Here is a 22,992-nt window from a genome sequence, read left to right as displayed (position 1 = left end):
GGCCGTCCGACAAGGAAGGAGTCGCACATGGCCAGGACAAAGAAGAAAAAGCTTCCCTTCGTCTACCAGCCGGTCGGTTTCGTACTGAGCTGGGCGGGTGGAGCGTTGGCCGGAATGGCCTTCCGGCAGGCGTGGAAGGCGATCCGGCACGAGGACGACGCGCCCGACGCCCTGGACCCGGACCGCGGCTGGGGCGAGATCCTGCTGGCCGCGGCGGTCCAGGGGGCGATCTTCGCGGTGGTGCGCAGCGCGGTGGACCGCACGGGGGCGAAGGCCATCGCGCGGTCGACGGGACAGTGGCCGGTGGTGGAGAAGGGCGGCCGGGACTGAGGTGGCCGTCCAGGGCAGCGCCGCGGGGGTGCGGGCCGCGCCCGGCTGCGGCGTCGGGGCCCGTCCGGGGCGGCGCCGCAGGGGTGCCGGGTCCGCGGCCGGCTGCGGGATCGTCGTGGCTGGTCGCGCGGTTCCCCGCACCCCTTTCGGGGGACTCGCGCTCAGCCCTGCTTCGGGGCCGCCGTAGGCACCAGGCGCAGGGTGAAGGAGTGGCCGGCGGGGTCGGCGTAGCCGCGTTCCTCGTACGGCCCCGCCGGGTCCTTCGTGTCGAGTGGCCGGCCGCCGAGTCCCACCACCCGCCGCTCGGCCTCGTCCAGGTCCTCGACCAGGAAGTCGAGATGGGCCTGGAGGGAGTTCTCCGGGCGCGGCCAGCTGGGCGGGGTGGCGTTCACATCGCGGCGGAAGGCCAGCCGGATGCCGTCGGCCCCCCGGATCTCCACCAGGTTGGCCGACGCGCCCGTCTGCTCACCCGCCAGCAACTCCCTGTAGAACTCGGCGAGTTTCTCGGGCTCGGCGCAGTCCAGCACCACGACGCCCGCTTTCACCACTGCCATGCTTCCTCCCGGGGATGTCCTCTTCCTGCGGATATCCCGGCTCGCCGCGTTCAGTCGGCGAGCAGCCACCTTCCGTCCCGCATCAGCTCCCGGCCGCGCAGCTCGTTCTCCTCGCGCCAGGCCTGGACGCGCTGCGGGAGGATCTTGAAGTACAGGTAGCGCGTGGACAGTTGACGGGGGTCGAAGCCGGTCTTGCCGGCGAACACCTCGGCGTCCTCCTCGGGCAGGTCCTCCGGAGTCACCACCTGGACCGTGCCCTCGATCATGACGACGTCCCGCGTCGGGCCGAGGCCGAGTCGGGCCCGGCCGCCGGCCACGAGGTTGCGTCCGGTGGGGCTCTCGGCCGGGGTGGCGATGAGCAGGGTGGCGCCGTCCCACACGAAGGACAGCGGCACGAGATAGGGGGCGGAGCCGTCGGATCCGGCGGTGGCGACCCAGACGTCGACGTCGTGCTCCAGCCGGTGCAGCGTGTCCTTCTTGCGCTCCGCGGGGGTGCGGGCGGGCGGTGGGGTCATGTCGTACTGCCTCCTCACGATACGGATCCCGTCCAGTGTGGCCGTCACTCCCCCGTCCCCGCACGAACGTGATCAAGGTGTGTCCGTGCGGCCGTCAGGAGCAGTTCGAGGGCGGCCGGGTAGGAGCTGGAGCGCATGGTGGCGACGAGGCGGGACGCGGTGGCCGCGATGTGCGGGTGGGTGTCGGCGGGCAGCCGGCCGTAGGTGCTGCGCCACACCTCCGCCTCGGCCTCGCGCGCGGCCCGGGGCAGGGCGGTGCCCGCGGAGTCCAGCGCGCCGAAGGCGAGGGCCTGGTCGACGAAGGCGTGGTAGATCCGCACCGCCTCCGGGTCCGGGAACCCCGCCCGGCGCAGCACGCCGAGGATGCTCTCCACGGCCTGGATCTCATGGACGCGCCCGGTGACGCGGTGGGCGCTGAGCATCGCCGCCCGCGGGTGCGCGAGGGCGCCGGCGTGCATCCGCAGGCCGAGGTCGCGCAGGTCGGCGAGCCAGTCGCCGGTGGGCCGCCAGGTGCGCAGGGTACGGCCGATCAGCTCGTCGGCGACGGCCAGCATCAGATCGTCGGTGTGCCGGAAGTACCGGTACAGGGAGCTCGGGTCGGCGCCCAGGGCACGGCCGAGGCGGCGCACGGAGAGCGCGTCGGCGCCGTGCTCCTCGATCAGCCGCAGGGCGGTCTCCACGATCAGTTCCGGGGAGAGGACGACGCCCTGTTTGGTGGGGCGGCGGCGCTGCCGGGCGGCGGGCGGGACGACACGGTCGGTCATGGGGCCTCCCTCGGGACGTTGCCCCGCACCTTATGACAACACCGTTGACCTGTGGAGTGCCCGGGCAGTTTCATGTCCGGTCACCGGGGCCGTCCAGGGCCCCGCGGTGCGAGCGGAGAGCCGGCCATGAGCGACAGCCCCTTCGGAGCGGATCCCCCCGCGCGGCCCGAGCTGCGCAGATCCCTGAGCGTGGTGGACGGCGTCGCCGTCGCCGCCTCCAGTACGGCCGCCACGACCAGCATCGGCATCGGGCTCGGTGTGACCGCGGGCGTGGTCGGCCCGCATCTGCCCGCGATCATGCTGCTGGCGTTCCTGCCCGTCCTCGGCATCGCCGGGGCCTACGCGCGGCTGAACCGGGTGGAGCCGAACGCGGGCAACGGCTATGTGTGGGTGGGCCGTTCCCTCAGCCCCTGGCTCGGCTTCCTGGTCGGCTGGGTGAACGTCGTGGCCAGCGTGGCGTTCCTCGCCTACACCACGGCGGTCACCGGCTCGGCGCTGCTGCAGCTGGCCGGGGAGGCGGGCCTGCACCGGGTCGGCTCGCTCGGTCTCGACCCGGACTCCACCGCGCAGACGACGGCGGTCGGCATCGTCGTGCTGGCCGCCGTCACCCTGACCGCCGTGACCGGTGTGCGCACGGCGGCCCGGCTGCAGTCCGGTCTGCTGGTCTTCGAGTACGTCGTCCTGCTCGGGTTCTGCGGCTACGGCATCGTCACCGGAGCGCACTCCTTCCGCCTCTCCTGGTTCGACCCGTTCGCGATCCCCTCGCCGACCGCGCTGGCGCAGGGCCTGTTGCTGTCGGTGTTCTGCTACTGGGGGTTCGAGGCCGCGTTCACGGTCAACGAGGAGGTGCGGGACCCCGAGGACGCCTCCCGGGCCGGGACCATCACCCTGGTCACGATGCTCGGCCTGTTCCTGCTGGGCTCCCTGGCCTTCCAACGGGTGCTGTCCCCGGGGGAGCTGGCCGGTCACGGGGCGCAGGGGCTCGCGTACTACGGGGACCGGCTCGCCGACCAGCCGCTGGCCGCGCTGCCGCTGGTGGCGCTGATGTTCTCGGCGGTGGCCTCGCTCCAGGCCGGGGTCATCCCGACGGCGCGCGGCATGTTCGCGATGAGCCGGGACCGTACCCTCGGACCGGTGTGGTCCAAGGTCAGTGCCCGGTACGGGACTCCGGCGGCCGGGACGCTGCTGATCGGGGCGCTGGCCGTCGCGGTGGCGGCGGGCGCGCTGGTCATCCCGCGGCTCGCCGACATGATCGACGCGATCGTGAACGCCGTCGGCATCGTCGTCGCCCTGTCCTACGCGCTGACCGCGCTGGCGGCCGCCGTGCGCTTCCGCGCTCTGCTGCGGGCCGACTGGCGCCAGGGCGTGCGGGCGGTGCTGCTGCCCGCGCTCAGCGCGCTGGCCCTGCTGGGCCTCGGCGGCTACCTCGGCTGGTCCTTCTACGCGTCCGCCGACCACCTCGAACCGCGCGCGGACAACGGCTGGTTCCTGCTGCTCATGCCGGTCGCGATGATCGTGTCCGGGTTCGCGGTGGCCGCGTATGCCAAATGGGTGCGCAGGTCACCGTACTTCCACACCGGAGCGGGCACCGACGCCGACGCGCCCGAGCTGCTCACCACCTCCCACTGACACCTTCCAGGAAAGGCATCATGCACGCTGATCTGCTGTTCACCGGCGGCGCCGTCCTCACCCCTGAGGCGCCCGAGGCCCGTACCGCGACCGCCGTAGCCGTCACCGGGGGCCGTATCACCGCCGTCGGCGGCGAGGAGCTGCGCGAGCTGGCCGGGCCGCGCACCGAGGTGGTCGACCTCGCCGGACGGCTGCTGCTGCCCGGCTTCCAGGACGCGCACGTCCACCCGGTGCCGGCGGGGCTGGAGCTGGCCCAGTGCGACCTGAGCGGCGCCACGACCGCCGCGGACACCGTGGCCGCCGTACGCGCCTACGCCGAGGCGCATCCCGGGCGGGAGTGGATCCTCGGCGGCGGCTGGTCGATGGAGGCGTTCGCGGGCGGTACGCCGACGAAGGAGCTGCTGGACGCGGTCGTGCCGGACCGGCCGGTGTATCTGCCCAACCGGGACCACCACGGTGCCTGGGTCAACAGCCGCGCCCTGAGGCTGGCCGGGATCGACCGCGACACCCCCGACCCGGCCGACGGCCGGATCGAGCGGGACGCCTCCGGAGAGCCGAGCGGCACGCTCCAGGAGGGGGCGATGCAGCTCGTGGGCCGGCTCACCCCGCCGGCCACACCGGCCGACCGCCTGGCCGCGCTGCTGCACGCCCAGCGGCATCTGCACGCGCTCGGCATCACCGCCTGGCAGGACGCCCTGGTCGGTGACTTCCTGGGCATGGACGACCCGGCCGAGGCCTACCGCACGGCGGCACGGGACGGCTCGCTGACCGCGCGGGTGGTGGGCGCGCTGTGGTGGGACCGGGAGCGGGGGGCCGAGCAGATCCCCGAACTGGCCGAGAAGCGGGCGGCGTTGAGCCACGGCCGGTTCCGGGCGGGAACGGTGAAGCTGATGCTGGACGGGGTCGCCGAGAACCACACGGCCGCGCTGCTCGACCCCTATCTGGACCGGTGCGGCTGCGCCACCGCCAACCGCGGCAAGAGCTTCATCGACCCCGGCCGCCTGCCCGAGTACGTCACCGAGCTGGACGCCCTCGGCTTCCAGTGCCACTTCCACGCGCTGGGCGACCGGGCCGTGCGCGACGCGCTGGACGCGGTCGAGGCGGCCCGCGCCGCCAACGGGCCGAGCGACACCCGGCCGCACCTCGCGCACCTGCAGGTCGTGCACCCCGACGACGTACCGCGCTTCGCCCGGCTCGGCGCCACCGCGAACATCCAGCCGCTGTGGGCCGCGCACGAGCCGCAGATGGACGAGCTGACCATCCCCTTCCTCGGGCCCGAACGGGCCGCCTGGCAGTACCCGTTCGGCGCGCTGCTGCGCTCGGGCGCCCGCCTCGCGGCGGGCAGCGACTGGCCGGTGAGCAGCCCCGATCCGCTGCAGGGCATCCATGTCGCGGTCAACCGGGTGGAGCCGGGCGGCACCGGGCCGGTGTTCCTGCCCGGGGAACGGCTCGGCCTCGCGGAGGCGCTGACGGCGTACACGGCGGGATCGGCGTACGTGAACCATCTGGACGACTCCGGCCGGGTGGCCGTCGGGGCGCTCGCCGATCTGGTGGTCCTGGACCGCGACCCGTTCGCCGGGCCGCCGGAGGAGATCGCGCAGACCGCGGTGGCGCTCACCTACGTGGGGGGTGAGCGGGTGTACGCGGCCGGGTGAGCGTGCGGGCGGCCGCCGTCGCCCGCCGCAGCGTCCGGAGCCGTTCAGCGGGCCTGCTGGAAGGTGCGGCGGTACGTCTGCGGGGACACGCCGATCGCCGCGTGCAGGTGCTGGCGCAGCGAGGCGCCGGTGGCGAAGCCGACCTCGGCGGCGATCCGGTCCACCGGCAGGTCGCTGGCCTCCAGCAGGTGCCGGGCGCGGGCGACGCGCTGCTGGATCAGCCAGCGGCCGGGGCTGAGGCCGACCTCGTCGCCGAAGCGGCGGGCGAAGGTGCGCAGGCTCATCCGGGCGTGGCCGGCCAGGTCGGACAGGGTGAGCGGCTCGTCCAGGCGCTCCAGGGCCCAGGCCCGGGTCGCGGCCGTGCTCGCCGCGCCGCTGACGGGGACCGGCTGCTCGATGTACTGGGCCTGGCCGCCGTCCCGGAACGGCGGGACGACACAGCGGCGGGCGACCGAGTTGGCCAGCTCGCTGCCGTGGTCGGTGCGCACGATGTGCAGGCAGATGTCGACGCCCGAGGCGGCCCCGGCCGAGGTGAGGATCCGGCCGTCGTCGACGAAGAGGACGTCCGGGTCGAGGTCGACCCGGGGAAAGCGACGGCGGAACAGCTCGGCGACCTGCCAGTGCGTGGTCGCCCGGCGGCCGTCGAGCAGACCGGCCTCGGCGAGGACGAAGGCGGCGGTACAGATGGAGACGATCCGGGCGTCCGGGCGGATGCGGGCCAGGGCCGCGGCGACCTCGTCCGGCAGCTGAGCGGGGATGTACGCGGGCGGCATGGAGGTGACCACCACCGTGTCCGCCGTCTCCAGGAGCTCCGGGCCGTGGGCGACGCCGATCGTGAAGTCGGCGCTGGTGCGCACCGGCCGGCCGTCGACCGTGCAGGTCAGCACCTCGTAGTGGCCGTCGGCGGCGCCGAGGATACGACTGGGGATGCCCAGCTCGAAGGGGTAGACGCCGTCCAGCGCCAGGACGACCACCCGCTCCGGCGGCCGGGTGCGCAGCTCCATGTCATGCATGGCACGATCCTAGCGAAGCTTGGCAATCATGCCATTTCCCGGAGGCGCGAAGCCGGGCAGGCTGGGTGACCATGAGCGATGTGAACACGATGCGAGCCATCAGCCAGGACGTCCTCGGCGGTCCCGAGGTCCTGAAGGAAGTACAGGTGGAGCGGCCGAAGCCGGGTCCGAACGAGGTTCTGGTCCGGGTGCGGGCCGCCGGGGTCAACCCCACCGACTGGAAGCACCGGGCCACCGGCGGGTTCCTGGGCGAGCCGCCGTTCGTCCTCGGCTGGGACCTCTCCGGAGAGGTGGCCGAGACCGGGATCGGCGTGGCCGCCTTCCAGCCCGGCGACGAGGTCTTCGGCATGCTGCCCTACCCCTTCGGCCACGGCTCGCACGCCGAGTACGCGATCGCCCCGGTCCGCGCCCTGACGCACAAGCCGGCCGCGATCGACCACACCCAGGCGGGCGCGCTGCCGCTGGTGTCCCTGACCGCCTGGCAGGCGCTGACCGAGCACGCGGACGTGCGGCCCGGGCAGCGGGTGCTGATCCACGCGGCGGCGGGCGGGGTCGGTCACGTGGCCGTGCAGATCGCCAAGGCGCGCGGCGCGTACGTGATCGGCACGGCCAGCGCCGCCAAGCACGACTTCCTGCGGGAGATCGGCGTGGACGAGCCGGTCGACTACCGGTCCACCGATGTCACGGAGGCGGTGCGGGACGTGGACGTCGTCCTGGACACGCTCGGCGGGGACACCTCGGTCGACTCGCTGAAGGTGCTGCGGCCGGGCGGTGTCGTGGTGTCGATCCTGCCGGTGGGCTCGCGGGAGTTCCACGACGAGGCCGCGCGGCTCGGGGTGCGGGCGGTGCGCATGCTGGTGGACGCCGACCGGGCCGGGATGCGGACGGTCGCGGAGCTGGCGGAGTCGGGGAAGCTGAAGGCGACGATCGCCGGGACCTTCCCGCTGGCCGACGCGGCGAAGGCGCACGAAGTGGGCGACACCGGACGGACCACGGGGAAGCTGGTCCTTCTGGTCGACTGACGGGCAGCTCGGCGCGGTCGACGATCGACTAGCGCCAAACTCCAAGACATATGTCAATCGAACATGCTCAAATTCCTTCCATCGAGGGTAACTTGACGATCGGGAGACCGACGTCCGGGCACGGGTGGGAGGTGATGCCGTCGTGCGAGACGAGCCCGCACCGTTCACCCGTCACCTGCGTGTGTACGAACACCGGGAGCACACGGTCCTGGAGCTGCGGGGCGAGATCGACCTCGTCGCGGCGACGGAGATCGGCCCGTCGCTGGACCGGGTCACCGGCCGGCCCGGTGCCCGGGTCGTCGTCGACCTGCGGCCGGTGGAGTTCTTCGACTGTTCGGGGCTGCGGCTGCTGTACCGGGCCCGCTCCCGGGTCCTGGGCGGCGGCGGGCAGCTGCACCTGGTGTGCACGCACCCGCTGACCCTGCGCGTCTTCCGGGTCACCGGGCTGTCCCGGCTGCTGCCCCCGCATCCCACGCTGGACGCGGCCCTGGCCCGGTCCGGAGCCGCGTCCGGCTCGCTGTGAGCGCTACGACTGCTCGAACAGGGCGCTCACCGACTCACCGTTGTGAATGCGCCGTACCGCCTCGGCGAGGGCCGGGGCGATGGAGAGCACCCGCAGTTTGTCCGTGCGCTCCGCGTCCGCGGGGACCGGTACGGTGTTGGTGCAGACGATCTCCAGCACGTCCGGCTGCTCGCTCAGCCGCTTCAGCGCGCCGGCCGCGAACAGCCCGTGCGTGCAGGCCACCCGGACCGACCGCACGCCCGACTCACGCAGTCTGCCGAGGAGTTCCAGCACGGTGCTGCCCTTGGCGATCTCGTCGTCCAGCACGATCACGTCCCGCCCGGTGACATCGCCGATGACCGAGCTGATGCGCACCTGGTCGTCCGCGAACCGCTGTTTGGCGCCGGCCGCCACCTGGGCCCCGACGAGCCGAGCGAAGGCGGCGGCCTCCTTGGCGTTGCCGAGGTCCGGTGAGACCACCGTGGTGCGCGTCAGGTCGTACTTCCGGAAGTGGGCGGCGAGTTCGCGCAGCGCGTTCAGATGGTCGACCGGCACCGAGAAGAAGCCGTGCACCTGCGGGGAGTGCAGGGTCATGGCCAGCACCCGGCCCGCGCCCGCCGCCACGAGCAGATCGGCGACCAGCCTGCCGCCGATGGAGATCCGCGGGGCGTCCTTCTTGTCGGAGCGGGCGTAGGAGTAGTGCGGCATGACGACGGTGATCCGGCCGGCGGAGGCTCCGCGGGCGGCGTCGCACATCAGCAGCAGCTCCACCAGGTGCTCCTGCACCGGCCGGACCAGCGGCTGGATCAGGAACACGTCCCGTTCCCGGCAGTTGGCCTGAAGCTGCACCCCCAGACAGTCGTTGGCGAACCGGCTGACCCGGGTCGGACTGAGCGGCACCCCGAGGTGGGCGCAGACCTCATGGGCCAGGTCGGGGTGGGCACTGCCGCTGAAGACGGCGATGTCTCGCACGATCCGCTCCTCGCAGAACCGTCACGGGCTGGACCGTCATGGTACTGACGCCGTCCGCCGTCCCGGCGCGTACGTCAGGCGTGCGATTGCGTCGACGCACGGGTCTGGGGGGCGCTGTCGGCGGGCATCCGGACAGCAGGAAGGAGGACCGTCGCGATGACGACTTCCGTCAGGCGCCTGCCCGGCTGGGCCCAGGCCGTCGCCGCGCTCGTCCTGGTGCTCGCCGTGCTGTTCGCCGGGATCCGGCTGGCCGTACTGCCCGGCGTCAAGGACCTGTTCGGCACCGAGACGCACGACCGTTCCGGACCCGCGCTCCTCACATCCGTCCAGGACATGAGCCGTTACGACGCCGCCTCGGGCAACTTCCAGGTGGTGGTCGATCTGGAGAAGGACGCGAAGTTCCTGCCCGACGCGATCCGCGGCACCCGCACCCTGTACGTCGGGGCGGGCACGGTGGACGCGTACGTCGACCTCGGCCAGGTCGGCGAGAAGGACGTGTCGGTCGACGCCGACCGTACGTCCGCCACCCTCCGGCTGCCGCACGCGCGGCTCGGCAGGCCCGCCCTCGACCCCGACCGCTCCTACGCCGTGTCCAAACAGCGCGGGCTGCTGGACCGGCTCGGTGACCTGTTCTCGGACAATCCGAACAGCGAGCAGGCCGTGCAGAAACTCGCCGTCCGGCACATCGGCGAAGCGGCCAGGGACAGCGGGCTGACCGCCCGGGCCGAGGCCAACACCACCGCCATGCTCCAGGGACTGCTGCGCTCCCTCGGCTTCACACGGGTGCACATCTCCTACGGCACCCCGGCGCGCTGATCAGCCGCCCAGCACCCCCGGCAGGGCCAGCGCCCCCAGCACCGTGGCGCCCATCAGCAGCCAGGCCACGTAGTCGCCGACGTGGCCGGACTGCAGGCGCCTGAGGGGCCTGGCCCAGTCGGGGGCGGTGGTCCAGTGCGGGCGGGTCACGGCGAGCCCGCCGAGGGCCACGGCCAGCGCGGTGGAGGCGAGGCCCAGCAGGACTCCGGGGAGCGTCCAGTGGACCGAGGCGTGGGCGCCGCCCGATCCCGCCTCGTTGACGGAGCGGGCGACCAGGTCGCCGAAGCCGGGACCCACGCCGACGGCGAAGGCGGCGGCGAGCAGCAGGGCGGGCACCGTCGTCATGGTGTCCGGGATCCGGCTCAGCAGGCCGGCCGTCTCGGGTTCCTCACCGGCTCCGCTGGTCTCCAGGTCGGAGTCGGCGTCCTGCGGGCGCGGCCCGAGGCCGAGGAACACCCGGGCGGTGACCCGCAGCACGGCACCCGCGGTGATCGCGGAGGCGGCCACGTACACCGCGGTGAGCGGGCCGCCGACCGCCTCCTCGGTGACCGCCTTGCCGAGCGCGACGCCGAACGGGGGCAGGCCGGCGAGACCGAGGGCGCCCACGGCGAACAGCACCGCGGTGGTCCGCAGTTCGCGGGCCCGGCCGTGCAGGGTGTGCTCGTCGACGCTGCCGTACCGGTCGAGCAGGACGCCGGCGCAGGCGAACAGCGCGGCCTTCACCCCGGCGTGCCCGATGATGTACAGGGCGACCCCGTCGTCACCCTCCGGGGTCAGGACGCCGATCCCCACCAGGAACAGACCGGTGTGGGCGACGGTGGAGTAGGCCAGGAGCCGTTTGATGTGCCGCTGGTACCAGCACATGACGGCCGCGGTCGCGGCCGTGAGGGTGCCGAGGGTCACCAGGGCCCGGGTCAGGTCGGCGGCGGGGATGCCGCCGGGCCCGGCGAAGACGGTGCCGTACACCCGCCAGACGCCGTAGACGCCGAGTTCCACCATCACCCCGGACAGCAGCATGCAGACCGGGGTGGGGGCGACGGCGTGCGCGTCCGGGAGCCAGAAGTGGAAGGGCACCGCGGCCGCCTTCACCAGCAGTCCGGTCAGGACCAGCACGAAGGAGGCGAGGACCAGCGCGTCCGGTCCGCCGTGCCCGGCCGCGGCGTCGAGGCCGCGGCCGATCTTCGCCATGGACAGCTCGCCGGTACGGGCGTACAGCAGGCCGATGCCCAGGAGCATGGCGTACGCGCCCAGGGAGTTGACGACGCCGAAGGTCAGGGCGCCCTGTACGGCCTTCGCGTCGTCGATGCGGTAGCCGGTGAGCGCGTACGCGGTGACGCTCATCAGCTCGAAGAACACGAACGCGTTGAACAGGTCGCCGGCGATGGCGAACCCGCACATCGCGCCCTGGAAGGCGAGCATCAGCGCGGTGAAGGCGCCGCGGTGGCCGCGCGGGGGCTCTTCGAAGTAGCGCCAGGAGTAGGCGAGGGCCGCCAGCGTCAGCAGGGAGACCAGCGCGGCCATGCCGAGCGCCGGGCCGTCGCCGACCACGACGATGCCGACGCTCTCGCCGCCGACGGGCAGCCAGCCGCCGACCCACTCGACCATCGGGGGCGAGGAGTTCAGCAGCAGGACGAGCGCGAGGGCGGCCGTGGCACCGCTGACCACGAAGCCGGTGATCTCGGCGGCGATCCTCGGCAGACGGTGTCCGACGGCCACCAGCAGGGCGGCGCCGAGCAGCGGGACCGCGACGAGCAGGGGAAGCAGGTGGTGCATCAGCCGCGCAACTCCCGCAGTTCGTCGGGGTCGACCGTGCCGTGCCGTTTGGCGATCTGCAGGACGAGGGCGAGCAGCAGCGCGGTCACGGTGGCGCCGACGACGATGTCGGTGAGGGTGAGCGCCTGCACCACCGGGTCGACCACCGGCCGGGAACCGGGCCGGAGGTCGGAGAAGACCGGTGCGGTGGCGCCGTCCTGGTATCCGACCGCCAGCAGCAGCACATAGGTGGAGGACTGGCACACCGCGAGGCAGCCGATGGCGTGGATGAGGTTGCGGCTGGTGGCGAGGCCGTAGCAGCCGGTCAGGAAGATGTAGGCGGCGACCAGGTAGGGAAGGACGTGCATCATGGTGTTCTCAACTCCCGTGCTCCTCCTCGATCTCGACGGCCTGGTCGAGGAAGTTCGCGAGCAGGACGACGACCGCGCTCGCCACCTCCATGCCGACGGCCGCGTTCAGCAGGGGGACGGTGCCGCCGGAGGACAGCGTGTTGAAGGTGCCGTACGGCAGCAGTGTGTTGGCGAGGAACGAGGTGCCCGCCAGGACCCCGGCGGCGCCCAGCACGAGGTACGTGGAGACGGCGAGCGCGTCGGAGGTCTCGAAGACGGCGAGCGGGCGGACGCGTTCCAGCGCGCGGTAGTCGGCGCCGAGGTAGAGCAGGTGCAGGGCGGTCGCGGCGACGACGCCGCCCTGGAAGCCGCCGCCGGGGCTGAGCTGGCCGTGGGCGACGACGTAGAGACCGGTGACCAGGGCGACGGGCAGCACGATCAGGGCGTAGCGGCGGACCGGCCGGGCCACCTCGGCGGGTTGCGGCTGGGCCCGGTGCTCGTCGCGGGCCTGGCGCAGCAGCACCACGCAGCCGAGGACGGCGGCGAACAGGATGCTCATCTCGCCGAGGGTGTCGTAGGCGCGCTGGTCGAAGTTGACCGAGGCGATGGTGTTGGCGGTGTGCCGGGTGAGGGAGGCGTGCACGGCCCGGGCGCCGTAGGGGTGGCTCCGGCCGCCGAAGCCGGGCAGGCCGAGGCAGGCGGCGACGAGCAGGGCGGCGAGGCCGGTGCCGCCGACGGCCAGCAGGACGAGCCGCAGCCGGTTCACCGGGCACCGTCCTTCGCGGCAGCGTCGTGCGTACGGCCGCGGCGCCTGACCTTGCGCACGCTCAGCATGATCAGCAGCGGGGTCAGGGCGGCCCCGACGGCCAGCTGGGACAGGCCGACGTCCGGGGCCTGGAGCACGGTGAACAGCACGGCCAGCACGGACCCGAGCACGGACAGCACCAGCGCCTGGCGGGCGGGGTCGCGCTGGGCCACGGCCGCGGTGGCGGACGCGGCCGTCAGCAGCAGGGCCACCACGATCACGGCATCGCTCACGCCGCACCTCCCGGGAACGTCTCAGCCACCCCGCACCCCCCGGAACCCGCCCGACAGCGCCCGGGAGGCGATCACGTTGCCGGCGATCAGCAGGGCGCCGACGACCAGGAGCTTCACCATCGCCCGGCCGGGGCCGGTGGCGGCGCAGACGGCGGCCACGACCACCGCGCTCAGGCCGGCGGCGGTCCAGGTCAGCCCCCAGGCGCTCGGCCGCCCGCCTTCCAGGTCGTCGCCGAGGAGCCGGGCGAAGACGAGTGTCCCGACCGGGCCGAGCAGGGCGAGCAGCAGGGCGAGATCGACGTAGGCCGGGCGGCCGTAGCCCTGGGAGAGCAGCAGCAGGGCCGGGCACAGGGCCGAGGTGGTCATGTTCTGGGCGACGACGCGGCGGGCCGGCGGGCCGGTGGTGACGCCCCACAGGGCGGCCGCCCCTCCCCCGCCCAGGCAGACGGTGGCCGCGAGGATCCAGCCGTTCACCGCCACGTCACCGCCCGCCGGCCGGCCCGGGCCAGCAGCGCCCCGACGGCCGCGGCGCCTGCCCCGACGATCCGCTCCAGGGTGTCGACCGAGGTGATGAGCACCAGCCACAGCAGTGCCAGCGCGCCCCACCAGGCCAGGAGTTCGGCGAGGGCGAGGAGGGCCGTGCGCGGGGCCGTACGCGGCGTCATCGCCCACCTCCTCGGTCCGCTCCGTTCCCGTGTGCGGCGATATGTCCGAGATGCCGCTCGGGGCATCCAAGCACCGCCGGCCCGCGGCGGGGCGGCGGCACGCGGGTCCGCAGCCGGAGTGCCCCGGGAGCGTGAACGGAAACGCCGCCGTGCGCCCGGAGCGGTCCGGGCGGTGGCATTCCGGGCCGGTTGCCGGGTAACCGCCTTAGGGCCCAGGGAAGTTGAGGACCGAAGGACCACCCGGAGGACGACATGGCCCGTACCGTGCGGCATCTGCCCGCCGTACTGCGCCTGCCAGGAAAGCGGCAGCCAGACACCCGGTCACCGAACGACCGTACGAGCCGCTTCACCTCCCGGCTGCCCGCCGCCCTGCGCCCGCCCCGGGAGCGGGACGGTCGAGGCCGTCCGCCGGTCACGCGGCACGCGCTCGCCCTGCCCCTGCGGCTGCTGGCGATGCTGGTCGCCTTCGTGTGCATGGTGGCGTTCGCCGTCGCCCTGGCCAGGATCACGCTGGAACCGTCGCCGGCCTCGGTGCATCTGACGCACAGCAACCTGCACCCCGGCCGCTCCCTGCGGGCCTATGTGGAGCAGGCGCGGACGGCGGACGCGGTGCGGCAGATCGGCGGGAACGTGCTCCTCGGCGTTCCGTTCGGGGTGCTGGTACCGGTCCTCGCGCCGCGGGCCCGAGGGGTGCTCCCGGTGCTTGCGCTCACGGCGCTCGTGATGCTGATGGTGGAGCTGACGCAGGGCGCGCTGGTCACCGGGCGGGCCTTCGACATCGACGACGTCCTGCTCAACACGGCCGGGGCGCTGCTCGGCTGGCTGCTGCTGGGACGGCGGCTCGGGCGGGCGGTGCACCGGCGCGTACGCCATCCAGAGACCTGATGGCCAGTCAGCTACAGGTCTGTACCAGGGTATTGACGCCGGCTTATCTCACTCCTTAAATCAAGAGGCATCTCATCGCCCCCCACGCCGAACGGAGAGCCATGGCCTCCTCACGCCTGCTCCGCAGATGCCTTCTCGCCGCCCTGTCCGCCGCCTTGGTCGGCTCCGCCGCCGTCGGGCCGGCGCGCGCCCGGACCACCGCGCCGGCGGCGGCCACCGTGACCGCCTTCTCCGACACCTTCGACGGGCCCGCGGGCGCCGCGGCCGACTCCTCGAAGTGGACGCTGGAGACCGGTGACAACGTCAACAACCACGAGCGGCAGTACTACACGTCCGGGACGGGGAACGCGGCCCTGGACGGCCAGGGCCATCTGGTGATCACGGCCCGCAAGGAGAACCCGGCCGGCTACCAGTGCTGGTACGGCAGCTGCCAGTACACCTCCGCCCGGCTGAACACGGCCGGGAAGTTCACCGCCCGGTACGGCCATGTCGAGGCACGGATGAAGATCCCGCGCGGCCAGGGCATGTGGCCGGCGTTCTGGATGCTCGGCACCCCCGTGAACTGGCCCGACTCGGGCGAGATCGACGTCATGGAGAACGTCGGCTTCGAGCCCTCGACCGTGCACGGCACCATCCACGGCCCCGGCTACTCCGGCTCCGGCGGCATCGGCGCCGCCTACACGCTGCCGAACGGACAGGCCTTCGCGGACGCCTTCCACACCTTCGCCGTGGACTGGGCGCCCGGCTCGGTCACCTGGTCCGTGGACGGGAACGTCTACGAACGGCGCACGCCCGCCGACCTGGGCGGGAAGACATGGGTCTTCGACGACAAGCCGTTCTTCCTGATCCTGAACCTGGCCGTCGGCGGCTACTGGCCCGGCGACCCCGACGCCGGCACCGCGTTCCCGCAGCAGCTGGTGGTGGACTCGGTGTCGGTGACGACGAGCGACAGCGCGTCCGGCGCCCCGATACGCGGCCTGGCCGGCAAGTGCGTGGACGTGGCCGGCGCGAACTCCGCGAACGGCACACCGGTCCAGCTCTACGGCTGCAACGGCACCGCCGCACAGACGTGGACGGTCGGCGCGGACGGCACCGTCCGGGCGCTCGGCAAGTGCCTGGACGTCACCGGCAACGGCACGGCGGACGGCACGGCCGTCCAGCTGTGGGACTGCACCGGCGGTCCCAACCAGAAGTGGACCGTCACCGGGGCGCACGACATCGTCAACCCGCAGGCGAACAAGTGCCTCGACGTCACCGGGAACAACGCGGCCGACGGGACCCGGCTGCAGATCTGGAGCTGCACGGGCGGCGCCAACCAGAAGTGGACGGTCGGCTGAGGCGTCGGCTCAGCGCAGGGTCCAGGTGTACTTGTCACCGCCCACGAAGCGGACCACGTCCGGATCGTCCAGGTCGTGGATGGTGATGCCGTAGGACGCGGCCGCCTCCAGCACGTCGGTGACGGTCCTGGCCTCACCGACCACCTGACCGTCGATCTCCATGATCCGGAACGGCGGCTCGCCCGGCCTGCCCGGGCACACACCGAGAACCAGAACCCGCGGATGGGAGATGTGGGGAGCTGCTTGTTCGGTCATGCCATCGAGGGTAGAACGCAACGCGCGCCGACGGGTCATCCACCGGAGCCGTCCCGGTGCCGCCCTTGGCCGGGTGGCCGAACGTGATCTCGTCGCGGCGGCGGGTGACGTGCTCACGGAGCATGTCGTCGGACCGCAGGTCTCGCCGTCCCGGGTGTGCCCGTCGCCGTGGCCCGCGGCCGCACCCGCTCAGGGACGCCGCCAGTCGTCGCCGGTCAGGTGCGATCCGGCCTGCGGGCCCATCCGGAGCATGCCGCCGTCGACGCTCCAGGAGGCCCCGGTGACGTACGAGGCGTCCGGGCTCGCCAGGAAGGCGATCACCGCGGCGACCTCACGGGCGTCGCCGGGCCGCCCGAGCGGCACGCCCGGCCGGCGCTCGGTGTGCACGTCGATGTCCTCCTGGCCGGTCATCGGCGTGGCGATCTCACCCGGTGCCACCGCGTTCACGGTGATGCCGTACTCGGCGAGCTCCAGCGCCATCACCTGCGTGAGCAGACCGAGTCCGCCCTTGGCCGCGCAGTACGGGGCCGCACCGACACGGGGCTGGTGTTCGTGCACGGAGGCGTTGACGATCCGGCCGCCGTCGCCCTGCCGGATCATCCGCCGGGCCGCCCGCTGCCCGCACAGGAACGGGCCGACGAGGTCGACGTCCAGGACGCGGCGCACGTCCGCCAGGGTCAGGTCCAGGTAGGGCGTCATGGTGCCCGTGCCGGCGTTGTTGACGAGGACGTCGACACGGCCGAGCGCGCCGCAGAGCTCGTCGATCGTGTCGGCGGCCTCGGGCAGGCGGGTGAGGTCCAGTCGGGCCACGGCCGCGCGGCGGCCGACGCGGCGCACTTCCTCCGCCGTTCCTTCGGCGCCCTTCTCGTCGGTGTGCCAGGTGATCCCGATGTCCAGGCCCGCTTCGGCCAGGCGTACGGCGGTGGCCCGGCCGATTCCGCTGTCTGCGCCGGTGACGATCGCTGCGCCTGGCATGGCCGACCTCCTCAGCCGCGGTGGGCATCGCAGTACCCCGGGGCGGGGTGGGCAAACGGGCGTCGGCCGCGGGTGTGAGGAGCACCGCGGGCCGCGGGTGCGTCGTGGCCTGTCGCGCGGTTCCGCGCGCCCCGTCGGGGCGTCTCGTGCCACCTTGGTTGCATGGATCCCGTCGCCGCTCTCGACCGGATCGCCTTTCTGCTGGAGCGGGCCATGGCGCCCACGTACCGGGTGAAGGCCTTCCGGCACGCCTCCCGGGCCCTGGCCGCACTGCCCGAGGGTGAGATCGCCGAGCGGGCGGAGGCCGGGACCCTGGAGGCGCTCAAAGGGGTGGGCCCCAAGACCGCGCAGGTGGTGCGGGAGGCGCTGGCCGGGGAGGTGCCCGGGTATCTGCGCAAGCTGGAGGAGGAGGCCGGTGCGGCGCCCGCGTCGGGGCCCGGGGCGGAGCTGCGGGCGCTGATCCGGGGCGACTGCCACACCCACTCGGACTGGTCCGACGGGGGCAGCCCGATCGACGAGATGGGGCGGGCCGCGGCCGCGCTGGGCCATGAGTGGACGGTCCTCACCGACCACTCCCCCCGGTTGACCGTGGCGCGCGGCCTGTCGCCGCAGCGGTTGCGCGAGCAGCTGGACGTGGTGGCGGAACTGAACGCGCGGTGGGCGCCGTTCCGGCTGCTGACCGGCATCGAATGCGACATCCTCGACGACGGCTCGCTGGACCAGGAGCCGGAGCTGCTGCGGCGGCTGGACGTGGTCGTGGTGTCCGTGCACTCCAAGCTGCGCATGGACGCCCGCTCGATGACCCGCCGGATGGTGGCCGCCGTGCGCAGTCCGCACGCCGACGTGCTCGGGCACTGCACCGGGCGGCTGGTGACCGGACGGGGCCGGCCGGAGTCGGAGTTCGACGCGGACGCGGTGTTCGCCGCCTGCGCCGAGTCCGGTACGGCCGTGGAGATCAACAGCCGCCCCGAGCGGCTGGACCCGCCCCGCCGGCTGCTGCGCCGGGCGGTGGCCGCGGGGGTGCTGTTCTCCGTGGACACCGACGCACACGCGCCCGGCCAGCTGGACTGGCAGATCCTCGGCTGCGCCCGGGCCGAGGAGTGCGGGGTGCCGCCCGAGCGGGTGGTGACCACCTGGTCCGCCGATGAGCTGCTGGCCTGGACCCGGGAGGGACGGGTGCCGGCGCGGGCGACGGGTTCCTGACCCGGCTCGGCGTGGTACCCGGGTGCGAGCGGGCGCCAGGGAAGGAGCCGGGATGCAGCGAGCCGCCGTCTTCGATGTCGACGGGACCCTCGTCGACACCAACCACCTGCACGTCGTCACCTGGTGGGAGGCCTTCCGCCAGGCCGGTCACGACGTGCCCATGCACGCCGTGCACCGGGCCGTCGGCCTCCCCTCCACGGACCTGATCGCCCACCTGCTGGGCGACGACCGCGACACGGACCGGGACGCCGGGCTGAGCGCCGCGCACAAGGCCCTGTACGGCCAGTACATGGACCGGCTGCCCGCGCTGCCGGGGGCCGGGGACCTGCTGCGCCGGCTGCACCGCGACGGCTGGACGGTCGTCCTCGCCACCTCGGCGAGCGGCGCCGAGCTGGGCGCGCTGCGCCGCGCGATCGACGCCGACGACGCCATCACGGACATCGCCGGCGCGGAGGACGTGCGGGAGGGCAAACCCGCCCCGGAGCCCGTGGAACTCGCCCTGGAACTGGCCGGGGCCCCGGCCTCGCAGGCGGTGTTCGTCGGGGACACCGTGTGGGACATGCGGGCCGGCAGCGCGGCCGGGGTGCGCTGCCTGGGCGTGTTGTGCGGCGGGATCCCCCGCGCCGACCTGGCGGAGGCCGGGGCCGAGGCGGTCTACGCCGACCCCGCCGACCTGCTCGGACGACTCGAGGGGAGTCCGCTGGCCTGAGCACCACCGAGGGTGGCGCGGGTCACCTGGCCCACCGGACCACCCCAGGGTGGTTGCCCGTTGAACCAACCGTGGGTACGGATGGGACAGAGTCCCCGGGCCTCACCTTCCGCCCACAGGGACGATCGTTCGGCTGAAGCCCTGTGGAGCCTTTCGCCGAGAGGCGACCGCCATCCGTGCCCACCACCGGACCGCCCCGGCCGTGATTCCCCCGTCACGGCCGGGGCTCTTTCGTGTTCAGCGGCCGGCCGCGGCGGCGCCGACCGTGTCCGCGGCCCGCGCGGCCCCGGCGTCGAGGAACTCCCGCAGATCGGCGGTCAGCCGCGCGGCGTGCGTGGCGAACAGGCCGTGCCCGCCGTTCTCGTACACCTTCAGGATGCCGTCGGGCACCAGCCGGGCCACGCGCTCGCCGGTGAGCGCGAGCGGCGCGGAGGTGTCATGGGTGCCGTGCACCACCAGTACCGGGAGATCCACCGCGGGCAGCTCTTCGGTCAGGTCGAGCGCGGCCACCACGGCCCGGACGCCGTTCGCGGCACGCGGGGTGGCGCTCAGACAACGGTCGACCAGGTAGCGGACATAGGCCGGGGACATCTGGTTGCCGGGCAGGTGGGCGGCGAAGAAGTCGTCGGCCAGAGCGCTGAAGTACGCGGCCCGGTCCCGCCGGAACACCTCGTCGTCGGCCCGCACGGCCTCCGGGTCCACGCCGTCCGGGGTGCCCGGCGAGCGGACGACGCCCGGGCTGACTCCCGCGACGAGGGCGAGACGGGCCACGCGGGCGAGACCGTGCCGGGTCACACAGCGGACCACCTCGCCGGTGCCGACCGAGTGGCCGATCAGGGTGACCTCGCGCAGGTCGAGGTGGTCGAGCAGAGCGTTCAGGTCGTCGGCGAGGGTGTCGAGGTCGTAGCCGGACCAGGCGTCGTCGGAACGACCGTGGCCGCGCCGGTCCAGCGCGACGCAACGGTGACCGGCCTCCGCGAGGGGCAGCATCTGGTACTCCCACATCTCGTGGCCCACGTACGCGCTGGCGACGAAGACGGCGACGGGCCCGGTCGCGGGACCGTGGTCGACGTAGTGCAGACGGGTACCGTCGACGGGGCTCTCGAAGTACGGCATGGGTGCCTCCTCGGGCGGTGGACCAGGTGCGACGCGGCTCGGTCGCTGACGTCCTCGATACTCCCCGCGGTGCGCGCACGGGTCGATTACCTGTGGCGTCATGCCGGGGTGTGCGCGCGCCCGGCCCCGGGTACCCGGCCGTCCGCCGAAGCGTCGGCCGAGAGGAGCCGAAGGTGAGCAGCGCAGCGGGCATAAGGGTCGTGGTGACGGGCGCCACCGGCAATGTCGGCACGAGTGTGGTGCGGCTGCTCTCGGAGGATCCGGGGGTGAAGTCGGTGCGCGGACTGGCCCGGCGCACCCCCGAGTGGTCGCCGCCGAGGACCGAGTGGGCCGCGGTCGACATCGCCTCCGCGCAGGCCGGCCTCGCGGAGCGGTTCGAGGGCGCCGACGCGGTGGTCCATCTGGCCTGGGCCTTCCAGCCGACGCACGATCCGGCGGCCACCTGGCGCACCAATGTGCTGGGCGGGATCCGGGTGTTCGAGGCGGTCGCCGCGGCGCGCGTGCCGGTGCTGGTGCACGCCTCCTCCGTGGGCGCGTACTCGCCGGGTCCGAAGGACCACGCGGTGGACGAGTCCTGGCCGACGCACGGCTGGCCCGACGCCGCGTACTGCCGGGAGAAGGCCTATCTGGAGCGCACACTGGACGTGTTCGAGCGCGACCATCCCGAGGTGCGGGTGGTACGGATGCGCCCGGCGTTCCTGTTCAAGTGGCAGTCGGCGAGCGAACAGCGGCGGATCTTCGGCGGGCGCTTCCTGCCGGGGCCGCTGGCCCGGCCGGAGCTGCTGCCGTTCCTGCCGGACGTCCCGGGGCTCAGGGTGCAGGCGCTGCACACGGACGACGCCGCGGAGGCCTACCGGCTCGCGGTGGCCTCGGACAGCGCGCGGGGCGCCTTCAACCTCGCGGCGGACCCACCGCTCGACGCCGGTGTGCTCGCTGAGCTGCTGGGCAGCCGCCCGGTACGGCTGCCCCGCGCGGCGGCCCGGTCGGCGCTCGCCGCGGCCTGGGGGCTGCACCTGCTCCCGGCCTCGCCCCATCTGTTCGACGCGGTGCTCCGGCTGCCGCTGATGGACTGCGGCCGGGCACACACCGAGCTGGGCTGGCAGCCGCGGCGCTCGGCGACCGAGGTGCTGCGGGAGTTCCTGGACGGCCTGCAGAAGGGCGCGGGGATGGACACCGAGCCGATGCGCGGACACAAGGTCGGCTGAGCGGGCCGAGGGGAGCACATCATGACGGCACCACAGGAACCCGAGCCGGACCGCGACAACGGTCCGGTGCCGAGGGACATGCCCGACCAGCAGGCGGGCGCCGGCGAGGACCCGTGGGAGGTCACGCCGGACGAGCAGCCCGAGGACGACGCGGTCCCGGCGGCCGACGCGCCGGACGCGGACGAACCGACGGCCTGAGGCAGCGGTGGCCGGATCGTGGCGCTCGCTGCCACGGCGGCTCGACGACCGCCGCCGCACCGGCTCCCGGGGGACGCGGGCACGACCTGTCACGACGGCGCCACGGACGAGCGGCGCCTCTCACCTCTGGTGGCCCATCGGCCTCAGCGCGGCGTCCGCTGCCGAAGTGCCGTTCGCCACGCGGGTGCGGGGTCATCCGTGACCCGTTCGGGGCGGTGCCCCCCGCTGGCGAAGAACTCGGCCAGCGGCAGGATCGCCGCGCCGACGGTGACCGCGTCGGAGCCGAGCCGGCCGAGGTCGATGGTGACCCTGTCGGCCGGATGGCGCAGCGCGTACGTCGCCACGTGGCGCCGTACGGCGGGCAGGAAGCGGCTGCCGAGCTGCAGCCCGGCCCAGCCGCCGATGAGGATCCGCTCGGGCTGGAAGAGGTTGACCAGGTCCGACAGACCGGCGCCGAGGTACTCGGCGGTCTCCTCCAGGACGGCCAGCGCGACCGGGTCGGGCCCGGTGCCCGGGGGCGGGTAGGCGGCGGCGAGCATCGCGGTGAGCGCCGTCTCCTCGTCGGTGTCCTCGGGCGGCCGTCCGCCCTCCTCCCGCCAGCGGGCGAGCAGCGACTCGGCGCCCGCGTAGGCCTCCAGGCAGCCGGGCGCGCCGCAGCGGCAGCGGCGTCCGCGCACCCGTACCGTCAGATGACCCCATTCGACGGCCCGCCCGTGCTCCACCTCGGGGGTGACCACACAGGCGCCGACGCCGGAGCCGAAGAGCACGACCACGGCGTTGCGGGCGCCGCGTCCGGCCCCGAACCACATCTCGGCCTGGCCCAGTGTCTTGGCGCCGTTGTCGATGAGGTACGGGATCTCGTCGGGCAGCCGGGACTGCGAGCGGAGCAGCCGCTCCAGCGGGACCGCGTCCCAGCCGATGGTCTGGCCGTGCACGACGGCGCCCCGGTCCGGGGTGTGCTCGACGATGCCGGGAACGCCGACGCCGACGCCGAGCAGCCGCTCGGGCGCGGCCTGTCGGGCGCCGAGGACCTCGGCGATGCCGTCGCGGATGTGGCCGGTGATCACCTCGACGTCGTAGCGTCCCTGGGGGGTCAGCCGGCGTTCGGTGCGGGCGAGTTCCGTCAGGGCCAGGTCGAACAGCTCGACGCGGACGCGGGTTTCGCCGACGTCGACGCCGATCATCTGTCCGCTGTCCGGGGCGACGCGCAGCAGGGTGCGGGGCCGGCCGCCGTCGGAGTCGACGCTGCCGGCCTCCTCGACCAGGCCGTCCGCGATCAGGTCGGCGACCACGTTGCTGACCGAGCCGCTGCTCAGAGCGGTGGCCGGGCCCAGCTCGAACCGGCTGAGGGGACCGTCGAAGTACAGCTTCCGCAGCACGGCCGCGCGGTTGCCCCGCCTGAGGTCGCGTACCGTGCGCCCGTTGCACCCCGCCATGCGGCTCCCTTCACGAACCGTGTCCGACCTGCAACATACCCCTTCGGGCGGGGGAAGGGGACATTCCCCCAGGACTTAGTTCACGATGTGAGCTAA

General features: G+C 73.6%; 27 protein-coding genes. 12 read left to right on the top strand and 15 right to left on the bottom strand.

The window, feature by feature from the left end; all coding sequences use genetic code 11:
- The first annotated feature begins 27 nt into the window (after positions 1–27).
- Positions 28–330, top strand: a complete 303-nt coding sequence (locus tag IE244_RS30360; protein WP_191876758.1) for a DUF4235 domain-containing protein — start codon at positions 28–30, stop codon at positions 328–330.
- A gap of 161 nt (positions 331–491) precedes the next feature.
- On the opposite strand, the gene IE244_RS30355 is transcribed toward IE244_RS30360, so the two are convergent.
- The 3 genes from IE244_RS30355 to IE244_RS30345 are packed head-to-tail and all read right to left on the bottom strand — an operon-like array spanning position 492 to position 2,163.
- Positions 492–884 carry a VOC family protein gene (locus IE244_RS30355; RefSeq protein WP_191876757.1) on the bottom strand — a complete coding sequence of 131 codons (393 nt, stop codon included), beginning with the start codon at positions 882–884 and terminating at the stop codon, positions 492–494.
- Positions 885–934: 50 nt separating this feature from the next.
- Positions 935–1,399 (bottom strand): pyridoxamine 5'-phosphate oxidase family protein, encoded by a 465-nt coding sequence (locus tag IE244_RS30350; protein ID WP_191876756.1) that lies wholly within the window; start codon positions 1,397–1,399, stop codon positions 935–937.
- 44 nt (positions 1,400–1,443) lie between these two features.
- On the bottom strand, positions 1,444–2,163 hold the full coding sequence (locus IE244_RS30345; RefSeq protein WP_191876755.1) for a TetR/AcrR family transcriptional regulator: 720 nt from the start codon (positions 2,161–2,163) through the stop codon (positions 1,444–1,446).
- 126 nt (positions 2,164–2,289) lie between these two features.
- Between IE244_RS30345 and IE244_RS30340 the strand changes: the two genes are divergently transcribed.
- Both IE244_RS30340 and IE244_RS30335 read left to right on the top strand, forming a co-directional pair.
- Positions 2,290–3,792 carry an APC family permease gene (locus tag IE244_RS30340; RefSeq protein ID WP_191876754.1) on the top strand — a complete coding sequence of 501 codons (1,503 nt, stop codon included), beginning with the start codon at positions 2,290–2,292 and terminating at the stop codon, positions 3,790–3,792.
- A 20-nt stretch (positions 3,793–3,812) separates the two neighbouring features.
- A complete protein-coding gene (locus tag IE244_RS30335; RefSeq protein WP_191876753.1) occupies positions 3,813–5,447 on the top strand; it encodes an amidohydrolase in 1,635 nt (544 codons plus the stop codon).
- 44 nt (positions 5,448–5,491) lie between these two features.
- Here IE244_RS30335 and IE244_RS30330 read toward each other — a convergent pair whose 3' ends face one another.
- Positions 5,492–6,460: a GlxA family transcriptional regulator gene (locus IE244_RS30330; RefSeq protein ID WP_191876752.1), complete on the bottom strand. Its 969-nt coding sequence runs from the start codon at positions 6,458–6,460 to the stop codon at positions 5,492–5,494.
- Between the two features lie 71 nt (positions 6,461–6,531).
- On the opposite strand from IE244_RS30330, the gene IE244_RS30325 reads away from it, so the two are divergent.
- Both IE244_RS30325 and IE244_RS30320 read left to right on the top strand, forming a co-directional pair.
- Positions 6,532–7,482, top strand: coding sequence for an NADP-dependent oxidoreductase (locus IE244_RS30325; RefSeq protein WP_191876751.1), 951 nt, complete (start codon positions 6,532–6,534; stop codon positions 7,480–7,482).
- A 142-nt stretch (positions 7,483–7,624) separates the two neighbouring features.
- Positions 7,625–8,005, top strand: a complete 381-nt coding sequence (locus tag IE244_RS30320) for an anti-sigma factor antagonist (protein ID WP_191876750.1) — start codon at positions 7,625–7,627, stop codon at positions 8,003–8,005.
- Between the two features lie 3 nt (positions 8,006–8,008).
- On the opposite strand, the gene IE244_RS30315 is transcribed toward IE244_RS30320, so the two are convergent.
- Entirely contained in the window at positions 8,009–8,956 is a 948-nt protein-coding gene (locus IE244_RS30315; protein WP_191876749.1) for a ribose-phosphate diphosphokinase, read from the bottom strand.
- A gap of 156 nt (positions 8,957–9,112) precedes the next feature.
- Between IE244_RS30315 and IE244_RS30310 the strand changes: the two genes are divergently transcribed.
- Positions 9,113–9,772: a DUF4230 domain-containing protein gene (locus IE244_RS30310; RefSeq protein WP_191876748.1), complete on the top strand. Its 660-nt coding sequence runs from the start codon at positions 9,113–9,115 to the stop codon at positions 9,770–9,772.
- Here the strand turns inward: IE244_RS30310 and IE244_RS30305 are convergent, their stop codons facing one another.
- The 6 genes from IE244_RS30305 to IE244_RS30280 are packed head-to-tail and all read right to left on the bottom strand — an operon-like array spanning position 9,773 to position 13,577.
- Positions 9,773–11,545 carry a complex I subunit 5 family protein gene (locus IE244_RS30305; RefSeq protein WP_191876747.1) on the bottom strand — a complete coding sequence of 591 codons (1,773 nt, stop codon included), beginning with the start codon at positions 11,543–11,545 and terminating at the stop codon, positions 9,773–9,775. It lies immediately after the preceding gene.
- Positions 11,545–11,895: a sodium:proton antiporter gene (locus IE244_RS30300; protein ID WP_191876746.1), complete on the bottom strand. Its 351-nt coding sequence runs from the start codon at positions 11,893–11,895 to the stop codon at positions 11,545–11,547. Before IE244_RS30300 ends, IE244_RS30305 begins: the two co-directional genes overlap by 1 nt.
- A 7-nt stretch (positions 11,896–11,902) precedes the next feature.
- Positions 11,903–12,640 carry an MnhB domain-containing protein gene (locus tag IE244_RS30295; protein WP_191876745.1) on the bottom strand — a complete coding sequence of 246 codons (738 nt, stop codon included), beginning with the start codon at positions 12,638–12,640 and terminating at the stop codon, positions 11,903–11,905.
- Positions 12,637–12,912, bottom strand: a complete 276-nt coding sequence (locus IE244_RS30290; RefSeq protein WP_191876744.1) for a Na(+)/H(+) antiporter subunit B — start codon at positions 12,910–12,912, stop codon at positions 12,637–12,639. Before IE244_RS30290 ends, IE244_RS30295 begins: the two co-directional genes overlap by 4 nt.
- 21 nt (positions 12,913–12,933) lie before the next feature.
- Positions 12,934–13,386, bottom strand: coding sequence for an MrpF/PhaF family protein (locus IE244_RS30285; protein WP_191876743.1), 453 nt, complete (start codon positions 13,384–13,386; stop codon positions 12,934–12,936).
- Positions 13,383–13,577, bottom strand: a complete 195-nt coding sequence (locus IE244_RS30280; protein ID WP_031172398.1) for a hypothetical protein — start codon at positions 13,575–13,577, stop codon at positions 13,383–13,385. The genes IE244_RS30285 and IE244_RS30280 overlap by 4 nt, the downstream gene beginning before the upstream one ends.
- Positions 13,578–13,829: 252 nt before the next feature.
- Between IE244_RS30280 and IE244_RS30275 the strand changes: the two genes are divergently transcribed.
- Positions 13,830–14,462, top strand: coding sequence for a VanZ family protein (locus IE244_RS30275; RefSeq protein ID WP_191876742.1), 633 nt, complete (start codon positions 13,830–13,832; stop codon positions 14,460–14,462).
- Positions 14,463–14,563: 101 nt separating this feature from the next.
- Complete coding sequence (locus IE244_RS30270; protein WP_191876741.1) at positions 14,564–15,799, top strand: lectin; 1,236 nt, start codon at positions 14,564–14,566, stop codon at positions 15,797–15,799.
- 9 nt (positions 15,800–15,808) lie between these two features.
- On the opposite strand, the gene IE244_RS30265 is transcribed toward IE244_RS30270, so the two are convergent.
- Both IE244_RS30265 and IE244_RS30260 read right to left on the bottom strand, forming a co-directional pair.
- A complete protein-coding gene (locus IE244_RS30265; RefSeq protein ID WP_191876740.1) occupies positions 15,809–16,054 on the bottom strand; it encodes a hypothetical protein in 246 nt (81 codons plus the stop codon).
- Between the two features lie 189 nt (positions 16,055–16,243).
- Positions 16,244–17,029 (bottom strand): SDR family oxidoreductase, encoded by a 786-nt coding sequence (locus IE244_RS30260; protein ID WP_191876739.1) that lies wholly within the window; start codon positions 17,027–17,029, stop codon positions 16,244–16,246.
- Positions 17,030–17,191: 162 nt separating this feature from the next.
- Between IE244_RS30260 and IE244_RS30255 the strand changes: the two genes are divergently transcribed.
- Positions 17,192–18,232 (top strand): PHP domain-containing protein, encoded by a 1,041-nt coding sequence (locus IE244_RS30255; protein ID WP_191876738.1) that lies wholly within the window; start codon positions 17,192–17,194, stop codon positions 18,230–18,232.
- A gap of 52 nt (positions 18,233–18,284) precedes the next feature.
- The gene (locus IE244_RS30250; RefSeq protein WP_191876737.1) at positions 18,285–18,941 is read left to right on the top strand and encodes an HAD family hydrolase; all 657 of its coding nucleotides are present in this window, start codon (positions 18,285–18,287) and stop codon (positions 18,939–18,941) included.
- A 237-nt stretch (positions 18,942–19,178) separates the two neighbouring features.
- On the opposite strand, the gene IE244_RS30245 is transcribed toward IE244_RS30250, so the two are convergent.
- Positions 19,179–20,057 carry an alpha/beta fold hydrolase gene (locus IE244_RS30245; protein WP_191876736.1) on the bottom strand — a complete coding sequence of 293 codons (879 nt, stop codon included), beginning with the start codon at positions 20,055–20,057 and terminating at the stop codon, positions 19,179–19,181.
- Positions 20,058–20,230: 173 nt separating this feature from the next.
- Between IE244_RS30245 and IE244_RS30240 the strand changes: the two genes are divergently transcribed.
- Together IE244_RS30240 and IE244_RS30235 are read left to right on the top strand one after the other, a co-directional pair.
- The gene (locus IE244_RS30240) at positions 20,231–21,262 is read left to right on the top strand and encodes an SDR family oxidoreductase (protein WP_191876735.1); all 1,032 of its coding nucleotides are present in this window, start codon (positions 20,231–20,233) and stop codon (positions 21,260–21,262) included.
- Positions 21,263–21,283: 21 nt separating this feature from the next.
- Positions 21,284–21,460 (top strand): hypothetical protein, encoded by a 177-nt coding sequence (locus IE244_RS30235; protein WP_191876843.1) that lies wholly within the window; start codon positions 21,284–21,286, stop codon positions 21,458–21,460.
- A 143-nt stretch (positions 21,461–21,603) separates the two neighbouring features.
- Here IE244_RS30235 and IE244_RS30230 read toward each other — a convergent pair whose 3' ends face one another.
- Positions 21,604–22,896 carry an ROK family protein gene (locus IE244_RS30230; protein ID WP_191876734.1) on the bottom strand — a complete coding sequence of 431 codons (1,293 nt, stop codon included), beginning with the start codon at positions 22,894–22,896 and terminating at the stop codon, positions 21,604–21,606.
- Between the last annotated feature and the right edge of the window lie 96 nt (positions 22,897–22,992).

Origin of the sequence: Streptomyces filipinensis, from assembly GCF_014649495.1 — a bacterium.
In the GTDB taxonomy this organism is placed as follows: Bacteria; Actinomycetota; Actinomycetes; order Streptomycetales; family Streptomycetaceae; genus Streptomyces; species Streptomyces filipinensis.
This window is presented reverse-complemented; position numbering and strand designations above follow the sequence as displayed.